This window comes from Pseudomonas sp. TE24901 (genome assembly GCF_054058375.1).
The window spans coordinates 84,428-107,294 of record NZ_JBSSAF010000010.1 but is presented as its reverse complement, the minus strand read 5'-3'; the positions used below and the strand labels follow the sequence as shown (position 1 = coordinate 107,294).

8 protein-coding genes and 2 pseudogenes are annotated in these 22,867 nt (G+C 66.6%); 3 read left to right on the top strand and 7 right to left on the bottom strand.

All coding sequences use genetic code 11. The features are described from left to right. The first annotated feature begins 61 nt into the window (after window positions 1–61). Complete coding sequence (locus ACVWVP_RS20575) at window positions 62–1,318, top strand: MFS transporter (protein WP_457407726.1); 1,257 nt, start codon at window positions 62–64, stop codon at window positions 1,316–1,318. Here the strand turns inward: ACVWVP_RS20575 and ACVWVP_RS20570 are convergent. The 7 genes and pseudogenes from ACVWVP_RS20570 to ACVWVP_RS20540 form a co-directional block, all read right to left on the bottom strand. Then, a complete protein-coding gene (locus ACVWVP_RS20570; protein ID WP_457407725.1) occupies window positions 1,315–2,109 on the bottom strand; it encodes a thioesterase II family protein in 795 nt (264 codons plus the stop codon). The two genes, ACVWVP_RS20575 and ACVWVP_RS20570, sit on opposite strands and share 4 nt — an antisense overlap. Then, window positions 2,099–3,181 (bottom strand): Gfo/Idh/MocA family oxidoreductase, encoded by a 1,083-nt coding sequence (locus ACVWVP_RS20565; protein WP_457407724.1) that lies wholly within the window; start codon window positions 3,179–3,181, stop codon window positions 2,099–2,101. Before ACVWVP_RS20565 ends, ACVWVP_RS20570 begins: the two co-directional genes overlap by 11 nt. Next, window positions 3,178–4,275, bottom strand: a complete 1,098-nt coding sequence (locus ACVWVP_RS20560; protein WP_457407722.1) for a saccharopine dehydrogenase NADP-binding domain-containing protein — start codon at window positions 4,273–4,275, stop codon at window positions 3,178–3,180. Before ACVWVP_RS20560 ends, ACVWVP_RS20565 begins: the two co-directional genes overlap by 4 nt. After that, window positions 4,272–9,791 carry an amino acid adenylation domain-containing protein gene (locus ACVWVP_RS20555; RefSeq protein ID WP_457407720.1) on the bottom strand — a complete coding sequence of 1,840 codons (5,520 nt, stop codon included), beginning with the start codon at window positions 9,789–9,791 and terminating at the stop codon, window positions 4,272–4,274. Before ACVWVP_RS20555 ends, ACVWVP_RS20560 begins: the two co-directional genes overlap by 4 nt. Next, a complete protein-coding gene (locus ACVWVP_RS20550) occupies window positions 9,788–16,171 on the bottom strand; it encodes an amino acid adenylation domain-containing protein (protein ID WP_457407719.1) in 6,384 nt (2,127 codons plus the stop codon). Before ACVWVP_RS20550 ends, ACVWVP_RS20555 begins: the two co-directional genes overlap by 4 nt. Further along, window positions 16,168–17,472, bottom strand: a pseudogene (locus ACVWVP_RS20545) (salicylate synthase); the annotation flags it as partial. The gene ACVWVP_RS20550 and the pseudogene ACVWVP_RS20545, both read right to left, overlap by 4 nt. 84 nt (window positions 17,473–17,556) lie before the next feature. Beyond that, window positions 17,557–19,131 (bottom strand): annotated as a pseudogene (locus tag ACVWVP_RS20540) ((2,3-dihydroxybenzoyl)adenylate synthase); the annotation flags it as partial. Between the two features lie 255 nt (window positions 19,132–19,386). Here ACVWVP_RS20540 and ACVWVP_RS20535 point away from each other — a divergent pair. Beyond that, window positions 19,387–21,168, top strand: coding sequence for an ABC transporter ATP-binding protein (locus ACVWVP_RS20535; RefSeq protein ID WP_457407718.1), 1,782 nt, complete (start codon window positions 19,387–19,389; stop codon window positions 21,166–21,168). Then, on the top strand, window positions 21,152–22,864 hold the full coding sequence (locus ACVWVP_RS20530) for an ABC transporter ATP-binding protein (RefSeq protein WP_457407717.1): 1,713 nt from the start codon (window positions 21,152–21,154) through the stop codon (window positions 22,862–22,864). The genes ACVWVP_RS20535 and ACVWVP_RS20530 overlap by 17 nt, the downstream gene beginning before the upstream one ends. Window positions 22,865–22,867 lie beyond the last annotated feature (3 nt).

Genomic DNA, 22,867 nt, shown 5'->3' with positions numbered 1-22,867 from the left:
GGCGCCCTTTTGACGGATCCCGTTAGATGGGCTTTTTCAGCGTTTGGGGCAGGGTGAACACATGCAATCGGTTGTCGAGACTTCCCCCGCCAGCCCGCGTGCAGCGGTGACGCGGGATTGGCGAATTGTGCTGGTGGTGGCCGGTCTGTACCTGGCTCAGGGCTTGCCGGTGGGGCTGGCGTTCCAGGCGTACCCCACGCTGTTGCGCAACATGGGCGCCTCCCTCGACCTGGTGGCGCTGACCCCGTTGGCGAGCCTGCCGTGGGTGGCCAAGCTGTTCTGGGCCGCTGCCGTGGAAAACCGCTGGAGCCCGCGCCTGGGGCGGCGTCGCAGCTGGATTCTGCCGTTGCAGGCAGGCTCGGTGCTGACCCTGGCAGCCATGGCATTGGTGCCCTTCGACGTACCAAACATGGGCCTGCTGCTTGGCCTGATTGCCTTGCTCTCGCTGTTCAGTGCCACCCAGGACATCGCCGTCGATGGCCTGGCTGCCGAGCGTTTGCCGAGCGCCAGCCTGGGGCGGGTCAACACCTTCCAGGTGGCGGGTTTCATGGTCGGCATGCTGCTCGGCGGGCCGGGCACGATGCTGCTGTTCGATCACTTCAGCGCACCGCTGGTCTTTACCTTGTTGGCGGCTGTGGTGCTGCTGTGCAGCCTGCCGGTGCTGTTCTGGCAGGAGCCCGCTGCATTGGCGGCGGCAGACAAAGCCAGCCTGCGGCGCTTCTTCAAGCGTCGGTTTTCCGGGCGCCTGACGGCCTTGGTGATGCTGGTGACTCTTGGCGGCTCGACGTTCTTCGGTCTGGCCAAATTGATCCTGCTCGATGATGGCTGGTCGGTGAGTGATGTGGGGGTGCTGGCCGGTGTCGGGCAGTTGCTCACCATCATCGTCGGCTGTGGTGTGGCCGGGTTGTTGCTGCGTCATTACTCGCGCTGGAGCACCTTGCTGACGGGCCTGGCGATGGTCGGTTCGGCCGGTGTGCTGTGGCTGGGTTTGGTGCTGCAACCGGGCCTGTCGGGCATGGGGTATGTGAGCGTGGCGACAGTACTGGGCGGGCTGGGCATTGGTGTCACCAGTGTGGCGTCCTACACCCTGGCGATGCGCTTTGCACAGTTGGGCGAACAGCCGGGCACGGACTGTTCGGTGTTCCAGGGCTTGCAGACCCTCGGCGATATCCTGGTGTCGTCGGTGGCCATCGGCGTGGCGGCCAGCTGGGGCTACGCCAGTGGCCTGGGCGTCGGCTTGCTGGCCCTGAGTGCTGCGCTCGGCATGCTCTGGCATGTACGGCGCAGCACCCGTGGGCTGGGGCTCGACGACGCCTAAGGCATTTCAAGGGCCTGGGAGTGACTCACCCCCAGGCACCGGCTGACACAACGCAACACCGCCTCACGCTGCGGCACCAGGTAAAAATGCCCGCCTTCAAAGCGGTGCACCTGCAGGCCTTCACGGGTTTCCTGCGCCCAGGCCTCGGCATCCCCAGGGTTCAGTTCCCGATCATCACGCCCCACCAGCACCTCGATGGGCACGTTCAAGCGCGCACGCTCGGGGGCGGGCCGGTACGTCTCGATCAACTGGTAGTCATTGCGCAAGATCGGCAAGGCCATGGCCTGCAGTTCCGGCGACGTTTGCAAGGCCTTGGGGCTGCCACCCAGGGCAGCAATGTCTGCCAGCAATCGCGCATCGTCTGCCAGGTGCAGGCTGCCGCCGTGATGACGTTCAGGGCCTTCGCGGCCTGACACCATCAAGCAGGTCGGCAGCCTCAGCGCCTGGCGTTGCAAGGCCAGGCACAACTCATGGGCCACCGCCGCGCCCATGCTGTGGCCGAACAGCGCATAAGGGCGGTCGAGCCATGCGGGCAAGGCCGCCATCAGGGCATTCACCAGCGCATGCATGTGCGGGATCAACGGCTCATTGATGCGCTCTTCGCGCCCGGGCAATTGCACGGCGATCACTTCAATACTCGGCGGCAGCAGGCGCGCCCAATCGGCAAAAAAACGTGCGCCGCCGCCGGCATGGGCCAGGCAGAACAGGCGCTGGCGGGCCAGGGGGCGCGGTTCGAAACGGCGCACCCAGCGTTGCTGATGCTGTTGCAAATGCAGGATTTCATTGAGCACGGGGCAGGTTCCTCGTTGGGGCAACCCAGGCCTGCATGGCCAGGGGCACCGGGGGCTCGGGGTGGATGGCTTGGGCGGGGCCCAGCACGGTGCCCAGTTGCTGCCAGGCCTTGCAGCAACTGAGGTGGAACTGCGCCAGGGCCGAGTCGTTGGGCTCGCCAATCGCCGCGTGTACCCGCAGCAACGCCTGGGCGATGCTGTCGGGCCACAGGTCGCTGAACACCTCGCGCAAGGTCGGTGGCTGCGGATGACCGATCAGGCTGCTCACCGCCAGGTCCAGGGCGGGGGCGTCGCCGTCCATTTCCAGCACGCCCTGGGCATTGCGATGCACGTGGGCGCGGGGGCTCCACAGCACGCTGGCGTGGGTGTCGGTCAGGCTCAACGTGCCGCCACGGGTGCCCAGCACAATGCGGTGCAGCAACTGGGTGTGGTTGTCCGGGTCGCCGGGGTGCATCTGGTTCTGCACCCGCAGATGCAGGGGGATTCCAGCCAGTTCGCCGCTGATGCTCATGAACGGCCCCACGGCCTCGGCGTGCAGGTTGAAGGCCCAGGGGCGCAGGCCTCCGAGGGCCTGGCCGAGCATCTCCACCAGCGGGAACAGCACGTGCACACTGCAGGCGGCGTCGATGTATTCGGCTTCACGCAGGCTCAGCACATGGCGCGCCGCGTCGATAAAACACCGCACGGGCGCCAGGTCGCTGTAGAACGGATTGAGCCGGTACAGCACGCCGTGCTGACGGGCCAGGCGCAGGCAGTCGACCACTTCGTCGTGATGCACCGGGTGCTCCTGGACCACGTTGATGCCTCGGGCCAGCAATGCCTTGGCCAGCTCGGTGCCATGGCCGCCGACCATCGCCGAACGCACGGCCACGCAGGCCAGGTCCACCTCGGGCAGTTCCTCGACACTGCGGTACAACGGCACCTTCCAGCGCCGGGCACAGGCCTCGGACGCTACGCTGCCGCGCCCCAGGATGCCCACCACGTGGTAGTGCGCCGGCAATCGCGCAAGCCCTTGCAGGTAGACGTTGCCGAAGGTGGTGCCGCACACAATCACCTTTAATACCGTGCTCATAACACGCCTTCCTCTTCGGCCGTGGTCGTCTGCGCCGCCAGGTTGACAATGCTCAGGGCCTGGCACGCAGCGTCGGCTTGCACGGCCGTGATCACGTCGTCGGGCATCAGGCAGTCACCGGCCCAGTGCGCGCCACGCCAGGACGGATCGCGCAGCAGTTGCAACGCCGCACACACCGCGACACTGGCGCTCAGCCCGTAGCTGTCCTGGCTGCTGAGTACCGCGCGTTGGCGCACGGCTTGCCCGCCACGCCAGCCGCTGAGTTCCACGCTCAGCCGGTAGTACGGGCGACGGCCGAGCAATTGCAGTTCAGCGGCGTGCACCAGTTGCGCCACCGCAGCGGGCAGGGCGCTCGGGTCCTGGCTCAGGCGTTGGCATGACGCAGCGATCAGCGCAGGGATCTGCGCCTGGTCGAACACGTTATGAAAGCTCGCCCGGGGCACGCCAAGGGTGCGGGCCAGGCGTTGCAGTTCATCGGTGAGGTAGGCACTGCAAAACACCGCCTCGGGAAAGCCCGCCAGGCGCTGCGCCTGCTGCTCGATTGGCGATGTTTGCACACGGCCTTCCACCCACTGGGCGTTCGGCGTACCAAAGCCGCCCAAGGCGCTGAGTAACACATCGGCACCGCCGGCCTGGCTGCAATACTCGCGGCCACCGGCGTGAATGTGCAGGCTGCTGACCCGGTCGAAGCCCCGATTCGCCATCCAGCGCGGCAGCAACGCAGTAAGGCCCGGAAACACCCCGGCGCCGATGATCGACGGCTGACGGGCACCCTGCAACGCCGTCAGCAACGCCGCATTGCCAAAGACATCCACATACGCCGCACCCGCCGCATGGGCGGCTTGGGCCACGCGGTCACCCACTTGCCACGACGGCCCCGCGCAGTTGAGGACCACCTGGCAGCCGCTGCAAAACGCTGCCAGTGCCTGCGGGTCGAATACATCCAACACCCATCCCTCGACATCGTCAGGCCAGCGTTGAGCCCGGCGCTGGCCTGCACGCACGTGCACGTCCGCCTGCCGCCGCAACTGAGCCAGCGCCGCACTGCCCACGGCCCCTCCGGCGCCGACCAGTCCAACCAAACGCCGGTTCATGCGGGCACCTGCGCGCCCAGCAGCACGGGCAACAGCTGGCTGACATGGGGCACCTGCGCGCCCAGCAGCACGGGCAACAGCTGGCTGACATGGGGCGCCTGCATGCACGACACATGGTCGCCGCTGATGGTCTGCAAGCTGATGTCCCCCAACGCCAGGTCATTCCAGAAGCCGCGCATATCGCCTTGCAGGCCCGGCAGGAAATGCAGGGTTTCATCGTCGAGCAGGATGCGCAGGTCACCGGTAAACGGCGCCGGCTGATACCGCGCCACGGCATTGAGACTGTGGCGGAACACGCGGAACAGCGCCTGCACTTGTTCGGCTGGCATCGGCTCGGCTTGGGTCGGTACCTGAGCGGCGAGGGCTTGCAGACGCCTATCGCTGGGTTGCTCGGCGAGCTGGCGGTAGCTGGCCGCGATGGGCGCCCATTCACCATCCAGCTGTTGCAGGCAATCGGCCGGGAGTTGTCGGCCGTGGCGCTCGATCAAGTGCGCCAGGGCACTGTGTAAACCGGCGTCGTCGACCGCATGCCCGGCCGCCTGGATATCGGCGCCGAGCAAGCGGCCGAAGGCGCGTTCCAGCAACAGTTCATCGGCGATTTCATAGCGGAAGCGGTCGCTGCTGATGATGCTCACCGTACCCACCTGTGCACCGGCTTCCAGCAAGCAGCGGGCGACCTCAGTGGCCAGCAGGCCGCCCATGCAATAGCCCACCAACTCGAAGCGCAGGTTGCCGTGGGCCAGCAGTTCACTGGCATACCGTGCGCCCAACTGCTCGATCAATTGGTCGGCGTCCACCTTCAGGTAAGCCGCCTCATCCAGCAGGCTCAGGCCCAGGATCGCACCTTGGCGTTGCGGCGCCGTGCGCAGGGCGGCGAGCAGGCTGCGGTAAGGGGCGAGGGTGCCGCTGCCATCGTGCAGCAACACATGCACGGTGCTGCACGCCGGGTCGCGGGCCGGCGCCAGTACGCTCAAACACGACGCGTCAGTGGCTTGGCCGGTGGACGCTTGCGCTGGCGCATCCTGCAAGCGTGCGGCGATGGCCTTGACCGTGGGTTCACGCAGCACTTCGCGCAGCAGGCGGTCCCACTCCCAGCCTGAGGTTTCCGGCAGTTGCTCGCGCATCCTGGCGACGATCTGCGCCACCAGCAGCGAGTCGCCACCGGCTGCGAAAAAGTCCTGGTCCCGGGCCAGCTCGGTGCAACCCAAGGCCTGGCTCCACAGCTTGGCGATGCGCTGTTCCAAATCGGTTTGCGGCGCCTCACCGCTGTCCATCACGCTGCTGCCTTGAGCCTGCAGGCGCTGGGCCAGGCGTGCGCGATCGACCTTGCCATTGGCCGACAGCGGCAGGCTTTCGAGCACTTGCAGCTGGCTTGGCACCATGTAGCCGGGCAGGCGCTGGTGCAGGTAGTCCTGCAGTTGTTCGCCACCCAGCGCTACGCGCCGCGCCGGGAAGCGCGTGACAAATGTGGTCTGGCCCGCGCAATCGAGCACGTCCTGGGCCTGGGGCCACGCGGCCACCAGCTCGGCGCCGGCGTCGCTGAACAACGACTGCCATTGGGCGCGACTGATAAAGGTCTGGTCACTGCCGGCGCGCAAGTCGGTGAAGCCGTCCAGGCCTTCCTTGAACTCCATGGAAGTCAGCAACGAAAGGATCTCGCGGGTGGCCTCCATCACCAGCAAGTGCCCACCGGGCGCCGCCAATTCGCGCAGGTTATTCAACACCGTGGGCGCATGGCGGGCGTTGTGCAGCACGTTGGCGCAGACGATCAGGTCCCAGCTTCCCGCGTTCAGCCCCTGGGTCAGGGCATCGCTGTTGATGTCGAACAGGCCGAAGCGCACCCACGGTCGGTCGGCAAAATGCTCCCGTGCTTCGTTGATAAAAAACGTCGAGACGTCGGTGAACAGGTAATCCACGGCAAACCCATCGAGGGCCGGGATCAAATCGCGGCTGGTGCCACCCACCCCGGCGCCGATTTCCAGCACTCTCAACGGTAGGCCGAGGGTGGCGCGTTCACGGGCAATGTGCTGGGCGCTGGCGCAGATCACCTGGTTCATGCAACGCATCAACAGGTTTTCGTTATAGGCCGCCAGCGCGGTGTCCATGCTGCCCTGGGGGAACAGCAGCGCCAGCGGGTCGACCTCGCCACTGAGCAACTGCGGCAGGCGCTCGCTGGATTCGTGCAGGTAACGCAGCAGTTCAGCACCATAGTTCAGGCGTTGCTCCAAGGCATTCATGGCCTGCCAGCACACGGAGCGCTGTTCGGCCCCCGGTGCCTCGCCCAAGCGGTACTGATCGGCGTCGTGCAACAGCCAGCCTTCGTTGACCAACGCCTTGAGCCAGCGGCGCATCAGGCGTTGATGGGCCGGCGCGACACGGCATTGCTGCTGCACCTGGGCCAGGCTGTGGTGGGCCTTGGCATCGGTGAACAGCCCGGCGTCGCGCAGGGTCTTGAGGATGTCGAGCAGGGCGATACGGTTGGCCATCGCCACCCATTCGGCGAACAGGCTGCGGTCCAGCTGTTCGGTGGCCTGGGCGCCACATGCCAGGGCACAGTCGGCCAGGGGCGCGGCGCTGCTGTCGGTGTTCAGGTGGCGCGCCTCGACGAACGCGGCCAGGCGGCGCTCCATCGGGTTGTCACCGCTGAGCAGCACCACGCCGTGGGCCACGTCCGGGTGTTCGTTGAGCAGGCTTTCGATCTCGCTGAGTTCGATGCGGTGGCCGCGCAACTTGACCTGGGTGTCTTCGCGGCCGAGGAACTCGATTTGCCCGTCGGCACGGTAGCGGCCGAAGTCGCCGGTCCGGTACAGCCGTGCGCCACTGTGGGGGTGGCGGATAAAACGCTGGTCGGTGCGCTCGGGGTCGTTGAGGTAACCGTCCGCCAGGCCCACGCCGCCGATGTACAACTCGCCGACCACGCCGTCCGGGCGGTCCTGGAACTGTTCATCCAGCACATGGAACTGCTGGTTGGCCAAGGGGGTTCCGTAGGGAATGCTGCGGGCGTTGGCGGGGACGCTGTCGATCTCATGGCCAATCGACCAGATCGCCGCCTCGGTGGCACCGCCGAGGCTGATCAAACGCAACCCCGGGCAATGGGCCTTGATCGCACCCGGCAGGCTGACGGCGATCCAGTCACCGGACAACAGCGCCACGCGCAGGCATTTGGGGGCGGCATAGGGTTCGGCTTCCAGGTAGCTGCAAAGCATCTGCATCTGCGCCGGCACCGAGTTCCACAGGCTGACCTGATGCAGGTTGATCAAGCCGGCCCAGTGCGCCGGGTCGCTGCGTTGAGCCGGGTCGGGCAGCACCAGCGTGGCGCCCGCGAGGAAGCTGCCGAACAGGTCGTACACCGACAGATCGAAGCCGAGATTGGCCAGGCCGAGCACACGGTCCTGTGCGCTCAACGCCACCCGTTGGTTGATGTCGAGCAGGGTGTTGAAGGTGGCGCGGTGGCTCATCATCACGCCCTTGGGGCGCCCGGTGGTGCCCGAGGTGTAGATCACATAGGCGAGGCTGGCCGGGTCGGTTTTCACCTGGGGCAACTGCTCGAAGGGCAATGGCGCCAGGCGTTCGACGGCGATTAACGTGGCATGCTCTGGCCAGATACGGTGTTCCGCCTGGGCGGTGTCGGTGAGCACGTAGCGGATGCCCGCGTCTTCAAGAATCGCGTCACGGCGTGCCTCTGGCTGGCCGCTGTCGATGGGCACATACACTGCGCCGCGCAGCAGCGTGCCGAGTACAGCGGCCACTTGGTCCACCCCTTTGTCGAGCACGATGGCGACCTTGGCACCCGCCTGGCAGCCTTCACGATGCAAGGCTTGCGCCACGGCGTTGGCTCGTTCGGCCAGGGCGCGGTAGCTGAACGTACCTTCATGGGTGATCAGTGCCGGGGCCTGCGGCGTGCGTTGCAGGCTGTCGACAAACCCGTCGTGCAGGCAGCCGTGTGGCCAGTAGACCTCGGTAGCATTACTGTGCAAACGGCGTTCGGCCATGGCAGCGGGCAACTGCGAGGGGCTTACGGCCTGCCAGCTGGCAGGGTGTTCGGCAAGCTCGCGCAGAAACTGTTCAAAGCTGGCAAACGCGGCCTCCACCAGGCCTTCGGGGAACACGCCGCTGCGCACGTCCCAGTTCACTTGCAAGCCTTGCGGGCCTTCGCTGACCTGGCAGTCCAGCCACACCTGGGGTGTCTGGGTGATGCCATAGCCCAGGGTTGAACCACGCATGAATGGGCGCGCTTCGCCCACGCCCAGGGTGCTGGTGAACACCACCGGCATCAGGCTGCGCCCGTGAACCCGGGCGCGTTCACGCAGCACCTCGATGCCGGAGAAGGCGCCATGCTCCAGGTCTTGCCACAGCTGTTCCTGCAAAGCACTGGCGCGTTGGTGGAAATCACTGTCGGAGGGCGGTTGTACCGCCAGCACGTTCACCGCCGTGAAGTCGCCCAGCACCTTGTCGATGTCGGGGTGCAGCGGCGGGCGCTTGAGCACGGTGACACTCAGGCTGAACGCCGGTCGGCGTGACCAGCGCCCCAGTGTCTCGGCGAAGGCGGCGAGCACGGCGGCCGAGGGCGTGAGGCGTTGTTGCGCGGCGTGGGTGCAGAAGCGTTGCCACTGCTCAGGGGAGAGGCCGGTGGCATGGCGTTCGAAACGCGGCGTCTGGCCCTGTACCGGTTCCAGAGTGGGCAATTCGGGGGCCGGCGGCAATTGCTCCAGGCGTGCCAGCCAGTAGTCGCGGTCACGGCTGTGACGGGCTTGCGCGGCGGGGGTGTCGAGGGCGGCGCGCTCGGCCAGCAGGGCATCGCGAAAGGTCAGTTCCAGTGCCGGCAGTGGCTGCTCGGGAGCGTGATAGAGCTGGTCCAGCTCCCCCAGCAGGCACTGGATGCTGACAAAGTCGGCCACCAGCAAATCAATCGACAAGTGCAGGCGACTGCCGTTGTTGCGCTGGCTCAGGCGCAGTTCGTACAGCGGCCAGGCGTCGGCGGCGTACACGCGGTGGGCCAAGTCTTCGCGGGTGGCCAGCAGCGCCTGTTGCTCGGCATCGGCAGGCAGTGCACGCAGGTCCTGGCTGTGCAGCGATGGCAGTTCCACCTCGGGCAGTACCTGCTGGTGGCCAGCTTGGGCAATCACCGCACGCAGCATCGGATGACGCAGAATCAGTTGGTGCCAGGCGCGCTCCAGGCGCTTGGGGTCGAGGGCCGGGCCATCGAGTTCCACATAGCCGTGGCAACCGACACCGCCGTAGTCGTAGGCATCGCTGCGGCCCACCAGGTAGGCGGCTTGCACATCGGTGAGGGCAAAGGGTTGGAACTGGTTGGCCGGGTCGGCGACCACCTCCGCCTGCTGCGGGCTGAACCACTGCAACAGCAGTTCCTTGTGCTCACGCAGGCGTTGTTTGAGGGCGTCGTCCAAGGCGCCGGCTGGTGCGCGAAACCGCAGTTGGCCGTCTTCGGCCCACAGGCGGATACCCAGGGCTTCGCATTCAGCGAGAAAGTGCGACAGGTTCAATGGGGAATTCATAAGGTGCCTTCCTCGAAATGCTCGGCGTGTTGTTCGGTAGGGCTGCCCAGGTAGTCGCACAGGGCGGCGATGCTCGGATGAGCGAAGAGTTCGCGCAGGCTCAACGGGGCCTGGCACAAGTGGCGGCGCTTGAGGGTTTCCACCAGGCGCGTGGCGCTCAAGCTGTCGCCCCCCAGCAGGAAAAAATCACTGTGGCGCCCGGGGATCGGGCATTGCAGCACCTCGCTCCAGACTTCGGCCATTTCCCGTTCCTGCGCACCTTGCGGGGCATCGCTGTGCTCAATGGCGATGTCCGCCAGGCAGTGGCGCAGTGCATTGCGGTCGGCCTTGCCGTTGGCGCTCAAGGGCAGCTCGTTGAGCAGGTGCAGGCTGGCGGGCAGCATGTAGTCCGGCAGGCGCTGGCGCAGCTGTTGGCGCAGCACTTCCAGCGACACTTCGCCGTCGACCACCACGGCGGCGGCCAGGCTTGGCGGGTTGCCCAGGGTTACCGTGAGCGCCTGGCGCACCTGCGGGCAGGCGAGCAGAGCGTTGTCGATTTCCCCCAGTTCAATGCGATGGCCGCGCACTTTCACCTGCTGGTCACGGCGGCCGAGAAACTCCAGGCTGCCGTCCGGCCAGTAGCGACCCATGTCGCCGGTGCGGTACCAGCGCTGGCCGTCATGCTCGACAAAGCGCTCGGCCGTCAGCTCGGGTGCGCCGCGATACCCCATGGCCACGCCGCGCCCGCCAATCCATAGCTCGCCGGTGAGCCAGTCCGGGCAATCGCGCCCTTGGCTGTCCACCACGCGATAGCACTGGTTGCCCAGCGGGCGGCCGTACGGGATCGATTGCCAGTGGCGGGGCAGCGGCAGGCAAACGGGCTGGTAGTTGGACCAGATCGCCGCTTCGGTGGCACCGCCCATGGCGATCAACTGGCAGCGACCATGGCTGGCCGCGTGCAGGCGCGCCGGTAGGTCAAGGCCGATCCAATCACCGGACAACCAGGCCTGGCGCAGCGGCAAGGTGTCGGCGACGGTCAGCAACATGTCCAGTAGCATCGGCACCGAGTTCCACAGGGTGACCTGGTGTTGCTGGATCAGGCGCTGCCAGGCCGAGGCATCGCGGCGCTGCTCTTCATCCAGCAGCACCACGCTGCCGCCCACCGCCAGCACGCCGAAGAGGTCGTACACCGACAGGTCGAAATCCAGCGCGGACACGGCCAGCAAGCGGTCTTCGGCACCGATGACGAAGCGCTGATTGAGGTCGTCCAGGGTATTGCAGGCGGCGCGATGGCTGATCTGCACACCCTTGGGTTCACCGGTGGAGCCGGAGGTGAAGATCACGTAGGCCGGGCTGTCGACACTGACGGCGACGGGCGTGGGCAATGCTTCGCTGTGCAGGGCCAGGGCCAGTCGTTCGGCATCCAGGGTCAGGCGAATCGCTGCGCGCTGTTCGATGCGTTGGCGGCGCTCCAGCGGTTGGCGTATGCCCATCGGCACGTAGCAAGCGCCGGCGGCCAATACGCCGAACAGGGCGATCACCGCGTCAGCACCCCGGGGCAGGTGTACGCCAATGGCGTCTGCGGGTTGCACGCCCTGGGCCTGCAGCCAGGCGGCCACTCGCAAGGCGCCTTCACGCAATTGCCCGTAGCTGACGCGGCGCTCGCCGTCGACCAACGCCAAGCGTCGGGAGGCGATGGCGAAGGGCGCGTCGAGCAGGGTCCGGGGGGCAATCTCGACGGCAGTGGCGTTGGCCTGGGCGCGTATTTGCGCTTGGTTGCCTGGCAGTGGCAAGGCCAGTGGCGCCTGCCAGTCGGCGTCGATCAGCCCGAGCAAAGCCTGGGTGTAGCTGGCAAAGGCGGCGTCCAGCAGACCTTCGGGAAACAGCGCATCTACCGCGTCCCAACACAGCACCAGCGCGCCGCGATGTTCATAAAGCTGGTGGTCGAGCCACACCTGCGGGGTTTCCGACAGGCCGCCAGCGACGATGTCCGGGAAGCCTTCGGGCAGGTCTTGCAGCAGGTCATCGGCCAGCCCCAGCGTGCTGGTGAACACCACCGGCAACGCGGCGGCCTGTGGCCCGACACGACGGGCGCGTTCGCGCTGCACCCAGATGGATGAGCACGCTGCGTGTTGCAGCACATCGGCGACCTGGGCCTGCACCGCCTGGGCTTCGCTGAGGAAGCTGGCGTGGGCGCGCGGGTAGACACTCACCGGCGCCAAAGAGGTGAAATCCCCCAGCACCTGGCCAATCTGCGGGTGCAGGTCCTGGCGGTCGAACAGCGTCAGGTTGAGGGTGTGCGGCTGGCCATCGCTCCAGCGCGCCAGGGTCTGGGCATACACGCTCAGCAACAGCACCGAGGCGGTGATGCCAGACTCCCGTGCGCGTTGGCGCAAGGCTTGCCACTGCGGCGCGGCCAGGCGGAATTCACGGCGGCTGAAGTGCACCTCGCCCAACTGCTGCGGCGCGGTGTGCAACGGCAGCGCGGGTGGGCCGGGCAGGTCGTCCAGGCGTGCCTGCCAATAGGCCTGGGCGAGTGCAAGGCCCGCCGGGTCGGGTTGGACCTGCAGCACGTAATCGCGAAACGACAGGTCCAGCGCAGGCAATTGCGTGTGCGGCTGGGTGTAAAGCAGCGCCAGTTCCGCCAGCAGGCGCTTGATGCTCAGGCCGTCGAGGGTCAGGTAGTCGAAGAACAGCCCGACACGCCAGCCGTGCTCGCCGTAGCTCACCGCGTGGACCTCGAACATCGGCCACTGATGGCGTTGGCGCGGGCGCGAGGCCCAACAGTCGGCCAGACGCTGGCGGGCGGCGTGTGCGTCAGGCGCCTGGTGCCGATGCACCTGCATCGGCGGTACCTCGGCCAGGATCACTTGCTGATCATCGCCCACCAACTGCGCACGCAGCATTTCATGGCGCTGAATGAGGCGGTCCCAGGCCTGTTCAAAGCGTGGAATATCCAGCGCTTCGCCGTCCAGTTCGATCAGGTAGGTGGTGCCGCACGTCAGCGGCAGGCCCTGGCTTTGCCCGCGCCAATAAGCGTGCTGCACTTCGGTGAGTGGGAAGGGTTGATGGCGTTGGCCGGGGTCGGCCACCAGGCGTTGCTCGGCCTGTACACCGGGGGTTTGCAACTGCGCCACGAACTCCGCCAGGCGCGGCGTGGCAAACAGCTGTCGCAGGCTCTGCGCATTGGCCAGGCCGGCACGGCGCAGGCGTGCGCTGCATTGGGTGGCGAGCAGGCTGTCGCCGCCCAAACGGAAGAAATCACTCTGGCGATACACCTGGGCACCGGGCAGCAACTCGGCCCAGATCGCGGCAACCTGTTGCTCGCGCTCACCGCATGGCGCTTCGTTGGCGTTGGCGTGTTGCGGGTGAACCTGCTCGGCACGTGTCACCAGTGCATGGCGGTCGAGTTTGCCGTTGGCACTCAGGGGCAGCGCGTCCAGTAGCAGCCATTGGCTGGGCAACATGTAGTCGGGCAATTGCGTGCTGAGGGCCTGGCGCAGTTCCTCGGTGCACAGCGCCCCTTCGGTCGGGACCACCGCCGCCAGCAGGTGCAACGGCGTACCCACCGCCAGGGCCACGGCTTGGCGGATGCGCGGTTGCACGAGCAGGGCATTTTCGATTTCACCCAGCTCAATACGGTGACCGCGCACTTTCACCTGGTGGTCGCGGCGGCCGAGGAACTCCAGGCGGCCATCGGGCCAATAGCGCCCTAGATCACCGGTGCGATACCAGCGTGCGCCCTGGTGTTCAACGAAGCGCTCGGCGCTCAGGTCCGGCGCACCTCGGTAACCGTCGGCAACACCCGCGCCGCCGATCCAAAGCTCGCCTGCCAGCCAATCCGGGCAGTCGCGGCCCAGGCTGTCGACCACGCGATATTGCTGGTTGCCCAACGGCGTGCCGTAAGGGATCGAGCGCCAGTGCGCCGGCAAGGGCAGGTCGACCGGCTGGTAGTTGGACCAGATCGCCGCTTCGGTGGCGCCGCCCATGGCGATCAAACGGCAACCGCCGTTGCTCGCTGTGTGCAGGCGTGCAGGCAGGTCGAGGCCGATCCAGTCGCCGGACAGCCACGCCATGCGCAGCGGCAGCGTGTCGGCCACGGTCAGCAGCATGTCCAGCAGCAACGGCACCGAGTTCCACAGGGTGACCTGGTGTTGCTGGATCAGGCGGTTCCACACCGAGGCGTCGCGGCGTTGCGCTTCGTCCAGCAGCACCACGCTGCCGCCCACGGCCAGCACGCCAAACAGGTCGTACACCGAGAGGTCGAAATCCAGCGCTGACACGGCGAGCAAGCGGTCGTTCTCATTGATGCAGAAGCGTTGGTTCAGGTCATCCAGGGTATTGCAGGCAGCGCGATGGCTGATCTGCACGCCCTTGGGTTCGCCGGTGGAGCCGGAGGTGAAGATGACGTAGGCCGGGCTGTCGGGGCTCACCGCCACAGGTGCCGGCAGCGGCGCGAAGGCCAGGGCGTGATCCAGCCAGGCAGGGTCGATCAGCGTGTCGATGGCGGCACGTTGGCAGATGCGTTCACGACGGGCCCGGGGCTGGCTCGGGCTGATGGGCACGTAACATGCGCCCGCCGCGAGTACGCCATACAACGCCAGCACCGCGCGATGGCCACGGGGCAGGCATACGCCAACTGCCTCACCCGGTTGTACACCCTGTTCCAGCAGCGCCGCGGCAATTCGCAGGGCGCCCTGTTGCAGCTGTGCGTAGCTGATGCGCTGCTCGCCATCGATCAGGGCCAGGCGCTCACCGCTGATGGCAAACGGCGCTTGATGCAGCGTGCGTGGAGCAATCGCGGTGGCGGTGGCGTTGACCTGTTGGCGCACCTGGTGCTGGTGCACCGGCAGATGAGGCGGGGCGGGCGCATCCCAAGCAGTGTCGTGTTGCAGATTATGGAGCAGGTCCAGGTAGGCGCCGAACATGGCGTCCAGCAGGCCCTCGGGAAACAGCGCGTCCTGGGCATCCCACGCCAGTAGCAGGGCGCCGTCCTCTTCGTAGACCTGGTGGTCGAGCCACACCTGCGGCGTCTGGGAAATCATCTGGGTGAGGGCGCCGAGGGTTTGCGCGTCCCCTTGGCCCAACAGCGGCGTGCCGAGGTTGCAGGCGAACACCACCGGCGAAAAACTGCGCTGGCCCGCGCCACGCTGGGCGAGGTCGCGTTGCACCTGCACGCCGGAATAGTCGGCGTGGGCCATGTCGCGGTGGAACTGCGCCTGCACCTGCGTCAACTGCTGGGCGAGGCTGCCGGGCTGGCGCAGGTCGACTTCGAGCAACAGCAGGTTGGTGAAGTCCGCGACGACTTGATCCAGCCCCGGCGCGTCGCCCTGGCGATCGAACAGCGGCAGGTTGAGCAGGAAGTGCGGCACCTCGCTCCAGCGCCCCAACACCTGGGCGAAGGCCCCGGCGAGCAGCATGGCCGGGGTGAGTTGGCGCTTGGCGGAGGCCTCCCGCAGGCGTTGCCACACCGCTGGCGTGAGGCGTTGCTGGCGACGGGTAAAGCGCACCTGCTCGATGGCCTGGGGTTCGCAGGCCAAAGGCAGGGCGGGGCCGGCGGGCAGGTGGTCCAGTCGCGCCTGCCAGTACTGCGCGGCGCTGGCTTTAGGAGCCGGGCGTTGGGCCAGGTAGTGCGCGAAATGCCAATCGCGCCCGGCCTCGGGCAGGCGTTCACCACGGTACAGCGCGGCCAGGTCGCGCAGGATCAGGTGCAGGCTGTGCACGTCCGCCACCAGCAGGTCGAGGTCGAAGTGCAGGCGCGTACGGCCATCGGGCAGCAGGCTCAATTGCAGCCCGGCGACTTCGCCGTGTTCGACCGCCAGTTGCCGATGAGACAGGCTGTCACGCGTCGCCTGCAAGGCCTGTTCACGAGCCGCCGGTGCCAGGCCGCGCAGGTCATGAACCTGCAGCGCGGACATGCCATCGTCGAGGATCTGCTGGCGACCTTCGTCATCAAACCGCGCGCGCAACATGCCGTGCCATTGCTGCAACCCTTGCCAGGCAAGGGCCAGTTGCTGTGGGTCGAGGGCGTTGCCGTCCAGCTCCAGGTAGGCGTGACAACCCACGCCGCCCAGCACCTGTTCGGCGCCTCGGCCAATCCAGTAGGCGTGTTGCACGTCGGTGAGGGCGAAAGGCGCCGCTGGGTCGATGACGACAGCCGCGTTGGCCGCTTTACGCGGGGTGGCCGTGAGCCGTGGCAGCCAGTGGGCGAGGGTCGGTTGTTCGATCAGGTCGGCGAAGGTCACTGGGGCGCCGGCCTGGCGCCATTGGTTGACCAGGCGCATCAGGTGCAGGGAGTCCAGGCCCAGCTCGATCAGGTTGGCTTGATCGTCCAGCGCCGGGCCACCGTGCAGCAGCGCGCCGATCTGTTCGCGCAGGTGTTCGACCGTCAGCGCGCTCATGGCTGCACCTCGGCGGCGCGCTGGGTTTCAACGGCCAGCACGCGCACATGGGGGGCGATGCTGGCGAGTTTTTCGCGGGTCTCTTCCAGTTCCCGTTCGGGCAGCGACAACGAGACAATCCCCGCGCCGGCCTGCACCCACGCTTGGCCCTGATCTTCGAACACACTGCGCAACACCAGGGCGGCGTCGAGGCTGCCGTCGCTGTCGGCGATCAGCACGCAACCGCTGTAGAGGTCGCGGCTGCGGCCCTCGTGCTCGGCAATCGCGGCAATGGCTTCACGCTTGGGAATGCCCGATGCGGTCACGGCGGGGAACAGCGCGGCGAAAGCGTGCCAGGCATTGCAGTCGGGCTTGAGCCGACCTTTGAGGCGCGAACTCAGGTGCTGCACGCTGCCTCGCCGCGAGATGCCCATGAACTCGCTGACCCCCAGGCCCTGTGGCTCGCAGATCGGTTGCAGCTCTTCAAACGCCAGCTTGACCGACACGGCATGTTCGGCGATTTCCTTGGGGTCCTGGTACAGCGATTGGCGCAGGCGCGCTTCCTCTTCCACGTCACGGCCCAGCGCGCGCGTGCCGGCCAGGGGCTGGGTGCTCACGGCGCCGCCGGCACTGACTTCCACCACGGTTTCCGGGCTGAAGCCCACACAGGAGAACCCGCCCTGATGATGGATGAACGAGCGCGCCGGTGTGTTGGCGCGGCGCCCGGCGCGGTAGCTGGCCACCAGGTCGACGTGGCCGTCGAGAGGCACTTTGCGCGAAAGGATGATCTTCTGGTAATCGCCACGGACGATCTGCGCCACGGCGCTTTCGACCTGGCTGCAATACCGCGCGGCGTCATGCCCGGCGACGTCTACCTTGGCGGCGCGGGGCAACGGTTGCTCCAGGGCGCACTCGGCGTCCAGGGCCTGCACGCGGCTTTGCGCAGCGGCGAGGGCGGCCGGTTGCAGGGCGCGAATCAGCGCGCAGCCCTCGCGCAGGCGGATCTCCAGGGTGGGGATGTCCAGCTGCAGCAGCGGGCGGGTACTGGGCAGGTCTGCCAGTTGGTAAAAGCGTCGCGCCAGTTCAAAGGTGGCGGTGCCGTAGGCGCGCCACTGTTCGAAAGGCAGGGCCTGGGCGGCTTTTTCCAGGGCCAGCGGGATGTCGTCGGCGGGCCAGCTCCAGCGCCGGCCGGCCACGCTCAGTTGCACGGTGCTGCCGCTGAGGCGCACGTGGGCGATGCTGCCCACGCCGAGGGACCATTCCCCTTGGTGCTCGTAAAGGGTCAGGTCCTCGGGCAGGTAGACACCGGCCAGAGCCGCCGCCAGTTCCTGGGGTTCGGCACTGATCGGTACGCGGCATTCCAGGTAACGCTGGCGCGGTTCGGCCTTGCATTGGAAGCGTTGCTGCAATTGGCGTTTGTCGAGTTTGCCGACGCTGGTCAGGGGCCAGCTGTGCAGGATTTCCAGCTGGTCCGGCCACTTGTGGCGCGGCAGGCCGAGGCCCTGGAAATGCTGGTGCAGGGTGCTCAGGGCAAAGGGTTGCGGTGTGTGCAGGATCACGCAGGCGCACACCCGTTCGCCCAGGCGTTCGTCGGTGAGGGCGACGACGGCGGCGTCTTGCACCAGCGGGTGCTCGCGCAGCAGTTGTTCGATTTCTGCGGCGGCGATTTTTTCCCCGGCGCGGTTGATCTGTTCCTTGATCCGCCCTTCGACCACCAGGTTGCCGTCGGCGGTCCAGCGCGCCAGGTCGCCGGAATGGAAGAAGCCTTCGGCGTCGAACACCTGGCGGTTGTGGGTGTCGGCACGGTAATAGCCGGCGATGGTGTAGGGGCCGCGCACGATCAGCTCGCCGACTTCGCCAGGGGCAACGGGTGTGCCATTCGCGTCCACCAGGCGCACGTCGTCGGCGTTGCACAGGGGCCGGCCCTGGGTGTTGAGCACCACCGATTGTGGGTCATCCAGGCGGGTGTAGCAGAGCAAACCCTCGGCCATGCCGAACACCTGTTGCAAGGCGCAACCCAAGGCGGGGGTGACGCGTGCGGCGACGTCGCTGGACAGCCGCGCGCCGCCCACCTGCAACAGGCGCAGGCTGGACAGGTCACTGTGGTCCCACTCGCGTGCCTGCAACCACAGCTTCACCAGGGGCGGTACCAGGGCGGTGTGGGTCACGCGGTGGCGGGCGATCAGGTCGAAGGCTTCATCGGCGCCCGCCGTGCGCGAAAACACCACGCGACCGCCGGTGGACAAGGCACCGATCAGCCCCGGGCAAGCCAGTGGAAAATTATGCGCGATGGGCAGGGCGGCGAGGTACACCGAGTCTTGGTCGAACCCGCAGAGTTGCGCAGACGCCATGGCGTTGTAGGCGTAATCGGCATGGCTGCGTGGGATCAGTTTGGGGGTGCCGGTGGTACCGCCGGACAGCAAAAGCAACGCGGTGCTGTGGGGGTCTACCTTCGCCGGTTCGCGCAGTGCGCCGTTGACGCTGGCTAGGGTCACGCCTTGGGTGGCCACGGCACCGGCGATGATCAGCTGTTTCAGGGACGGGCACAGCGCCAATTGGCGTTCGGCCATGGGCCGGTAATCAAAGCCCAGGAAGCGCTCGGCGACGATGTAGGCACTGGGTTCGGCCAGCTCGCACAGGGCCTGGATTTCCCGTTCGCGGTGCGCCGGCATTGCCAGGATCGGCCATGCGCCCACCCGCAGCAGGGCGAACAGGGTGCGGGCGAAGTCGATGCCGTTGGGCAGTTGCACCAGTACGCGGTCGCCGCTGTGGATGCCGAGGTCGGCCAGCCCACCGGCGAGGCAACACACTTGATGTTCGAAGTCGCGGTAGCTCAGTTGCTGCTCGCCTTCGATCAGGGCGATGCGTGGTCCGAAGGCGCGTGCCCAGCCTTGCAGGTGCTCATTCAGGCTTTGGGGTTGCCACAGGCCGCCTCCGGTCAGGTGCTGGGCTTGAGTGTCGCGCCAATGAAGAGGGTGCATGGTTCGGGCTCCTTGTGAGGGTCGCTGGAAAGCTGGTTTGTTGAGAATCATTCTCCTTATTCAACGAATGGACTGCCCGAAACCGAACGTCATGGCCCTGATCCGAATTTTTTGGTTACAACCTTATGCCCAAAAGTGCGCAGCGCCGGGCCAGCAATAATTCCCATCCGGGGCCTGTGCGAACCGATCAGGGGAGCCGTCGGCCGGCCACTTGATCAATCATCCCGGGACACTCGAATCAGGCTGGGGATGGCGATGAAAACTGAACAGGCCGACGCGCCAACGCCGAGCTGGCGTTGGCTGCTACGGGGCCAGGGGCGACGATTGGGCCTGGCGGTGGCCATGGCGGTGCTGGCGGCGGCAGTGGAGTTGCTGCCGTTTTTCTTGCTGGCCCAGGCTGTGAACCGCGTGGTGCAGGGCGGGCCTGGCGTGGGGGCTGACCTGTTCACCCTGGCCGGCTGGATGGCGGCGGCCCTGCTAGGCAAATACCTGCTGTACACCCTGGCGTATTACCTGAGCCATGTGGCGGCGTATCGCGTGTTGCTCAACACCCGGCGTGCGTTGGTGCGGCATTTGTCGTGGGCGCCGCTGCCGTGGTTGAGCCGCTTGAGCAGCGGCGAACTCAAGCAAAGGGTGATCCAGGATGTGGAGCGCATGGAGCAATTCATCGCCCACCACAGCGTCGAGTGCGTGGCGGCACTGTTGAGCCCGATCTGGGTATTCATGGCCCTGTGCTTGCTCGATTGGCGCCTGGCGTTGTGTGCCTTGTTGCCGGTGCCGTTGGCGCTGCTGGCCCAGGCCTGGATGATGCGCGGACTGGGTGAGCGGCTGGCGCAATACGCCGGGGCGGTGGATGACCTGGACGGCGCCACCCTGGAGTTTTTGCGCAGTGCACCGTTGATGAAAGCCTTCCGCCAGGACGCCCGTTCGTTCAAGCGCATGCGCGAGGCCTTGGTCCATTACCGGCAATTGATCGGCCGTATGATCGGCATGACGGTGCCCGGTTGGTCGGTGTTCGTGGTGTTGCTGGGGGCCAACGTCGCGGTGCTGTTCCCCGTGGGGTTGTGGTTGTACGGCGCGGGGCAGTTGACCCAGGCCGAGTTGGTGCTGGTGTTGATCCTGGGCACTGGCATGCTGCGGCCGTTATTACGGGTGGCGCGGCTCAATTCCCAGGTACAGGAAATCATGGGCGGCGTGCGTCGGTTCGCGCCGTTGCTGGTGTGGCCGCAGCCGGCGGGCGCGCGTGATCAAGCCTTGAACCCGCCGCTGGAAGTGATGTTTGAAGGGGTGTCGTTCAGCTATGACCGGCAGCCTGTGTTGCAGCACATCGACCTGCACTTGCCTGGCGGGCAGATGACTGCGTTGGTAGGGCCCTCTGGCAGTGGCAAAAGTACCCTGGCCTGGTTATTGGGTGGGTTGCTGGACGCTGAAAGCGGGCAGGTGCGGGTGAACGGTGAGCCGCTGTCGGCACTCAGTGAAGCGGCCCGTGCGGCCACGGTGGGCGTGGTGTCCCAGGACGCATTCATCTTCCAGGGCACGTTGCTGGATAACCTGCGCATCGGCCGGCCCGACGCGACCCTCGAACAGATCGACAGCGCCCTGCGCGTGGCCCAGGCCGAGGACTTTGTACGGACCTTGCCAATGGGGCTGAACACGCCGATGGATGAGCGTGGCGTGCGTTTGTCCGGGGGCGAGCGCCAGCGCATTGGCCTGGCCCGGGCGCTGCTGGCGCAGACGCCGATCCTGGTGCTGGACGAGGCCACTGCCTTTGCCGACAGCCGCACGGAGCGGCGCTTTTACCAGGCCCTGCGCGCCACCTGGCCGGACAAGACCTTGCTGGTGATTGCCCATCGCCTGACCAGCATTTGCGATGCCGAACAGATCGTGTTGCTCGAGCGCGGAGTGATCCAGGCATCGGGCACCCACGCCCAGTTGCTCGCGCGCAGCGGCACTTATGCCACGCAATGGCAGCACCAGTTCGACAGCGAAGACTGGACCATCCGAGACGGGAGTACGCAGCATGCACGGGTTGATTGAAGGGCTGCGCCAAGTGGTGAGCATTGCCGATACACGCTCGCCGCGCCTGTGGTGGGGCTTGGGCTTGCGCGGGTTGGAGCGGGCGTGTGCGATTGCGCCGTTCTTTCTCGGGTTTGTGTGGCTGCTTGAACCCGCGATGCCTTCACTGGTGTGGCTGAGCGTGGGCTTGGCGGCGCTGTTGGTGGCGCAGTTGGTGTGTTCGCACTTCGGTCAGCTCAACAGTTTTCTCGGCGGTTATGAGTTGATGCACGGTTACCGGCGCCACTTGCTCGACCATGTGGCGCATCTGCCGTTGGGCGCGCTTCGCCAAGAGAGGATCGGGCAACTGGGTGAGCGCCTGACGGAAGACGTCAAGCGTATCGAAACCATTTTCACCCACGTGCTCGGCGAGTTGCTGGCGTCGCTGGCGGTGCCGTTGCTGTTTATGGGCGTGCTGGTGTGGGTGGACTGGCGCCTGGCCCCGGCGCTGCTGGTGACGCTGCCCTTGGCGTTTGTGTTGTTGAACCGCTTGAGCGGGTTTTTCCTGGCGGCGGGTCGGCGCAAGCAGCACAGCTTTATGCGGGCGGCGGGACTGCTGGTGGAGTTTATCGGCGGGCTGCGCACCTTGCGTCTGTTCAATCGCGCCGGGGCGTGGCGCGAAGGGTTGGACCAGCAGTTCGGCGAGATCGAACGTCACAGCCTGGGCGTGGAAGTGTGGGGTGGCAGCGCCATCCAGTTGTACCGTTTGTGCGTGGACTTGAGCCTGGTGCTGTTGTTGCTCGTGGCGGGCCTGCTGGCAAATGCCGAGCAACTGCCGGCGCTGACCTGGATGTTGTTCGCGCTGGTGGCGCCGCGTTTGCTCGACCCCTTGCTGGATGTGGCAGCGTACCTGAGCGAACTGCGCGGCCTGGCCCAGGCGCAAGCGCGGTTGCAGGCCTTGCTGGATATTCCGGCAGTTGTCGAGCCCTCGCAGCCGGTGGCGCCACAGGGCCATGGCGTGCGTTTTTGTGACGTGAGCCTGCGTTACCCCGAACAGCCGGAGTGGGCGTTGCAGGGGGTGGCTTTTGCCGTGGAGCCAGGGCAGATGCTGGCGATTGTCGGGCCTTCTGGTGCCGGTAAAAGCAGCGTGCTGCACTTGCTGGCGCGCTTTTACGACCCGCAGCAGGGGCGCATTGAATTGGGGGGCGTAGACATACGCGACATGCGCCTGGACCAGCTCTACGCCGCGTGCAGTTTCGTGTTCCAGGACGTGCAACTGTTTGACGCCAGCGTGCTCGACAACGTGCGCTTGGGCAAACCCGACGCCAGCCTGGCGCAGGTGAGGCACGCCTGTGCCCAGGCCGGTTGTGATGAGTTTATCCAGCGCTTGCCCCAGGGGTATGACACGCCCATCGGCGAGAACGGCCAGCGTTTGTCCGGGGGCGAACGTCAGCGTTTGTCGATCGCCCGGGCGTTGCTCAAGGACGCGCCGATTTTGCTGCTGGACGAAGCCACAGCGTCAGTCGACCCGCTGGCGCAGTATGAGATCCAGCGCGCGTTGTCGCGCCTGGCCCAGGGGCGCACGCTGATCATGGTGGCGCACCGTTTGCGCACGGTGCGCCATGCCGATGTGATTCTGGTGCTGGACCAGGGGCGTATCGTCGAGCGCGGCCGCCACGCGCCGTTGCTGGCACGTGGCGGGCTGTATGCCGAGTTGTGGCAGCAGCAGGCGGGGTAAGGC

Coding starts and splice junctions, on each gene's coding strand:
- ACVWVP_RS20575 (WP_457407726.1), top strand. CDS start 62: ATGCAATCGGTTGTCGAGACTTCCCCCGCCAGCCCGCGTGCAGCGGTG.
- ACVWVP_RS20565 (WP_457407724.1), bottom strand. CDS start 3,181: ATGAGCACGGTATTAAAGGTGATTGTGTGCGGCACCACCTTCGGCAAC.
- ACVWVP_RS20560 (WP_457407722.1), bottom strand. CDS start 4,275: ATGAACCGGCGTTTGGTTGGACTGGTCGGCGCCGGAGGGGCCGTGGGC.
- ACVWVP_RS20555 (WP_457407720.1), bottom strand. CDS start 9,791: ATGAATTCCCCATTGAACCTGTCGCACTTTCTCGCTGAATGCGAAGCC.
- ACVWVP_RS20550 (WP_457407719.1), bottom strand. CDS start 16,171: ATGAGCGCGCTGACGGTCGAACACCTGCGCGAACAGATCGGCGCGCTG.
- ACVWVP_RS20535 (WP_457407718.1), top strand. CDS start 19,387: ATGAAAACTGAACAGGCCGACGCGCCAACGCCGAGCTGGCGTTGGCTG.
- ACVWVP_RS20530 (WP_457407717.1), top strand. CDS start 21,152: ATGCACGGGTTGATTGAAGGGCTGCGCCAAGTGGTGAGCATTGCCGAT.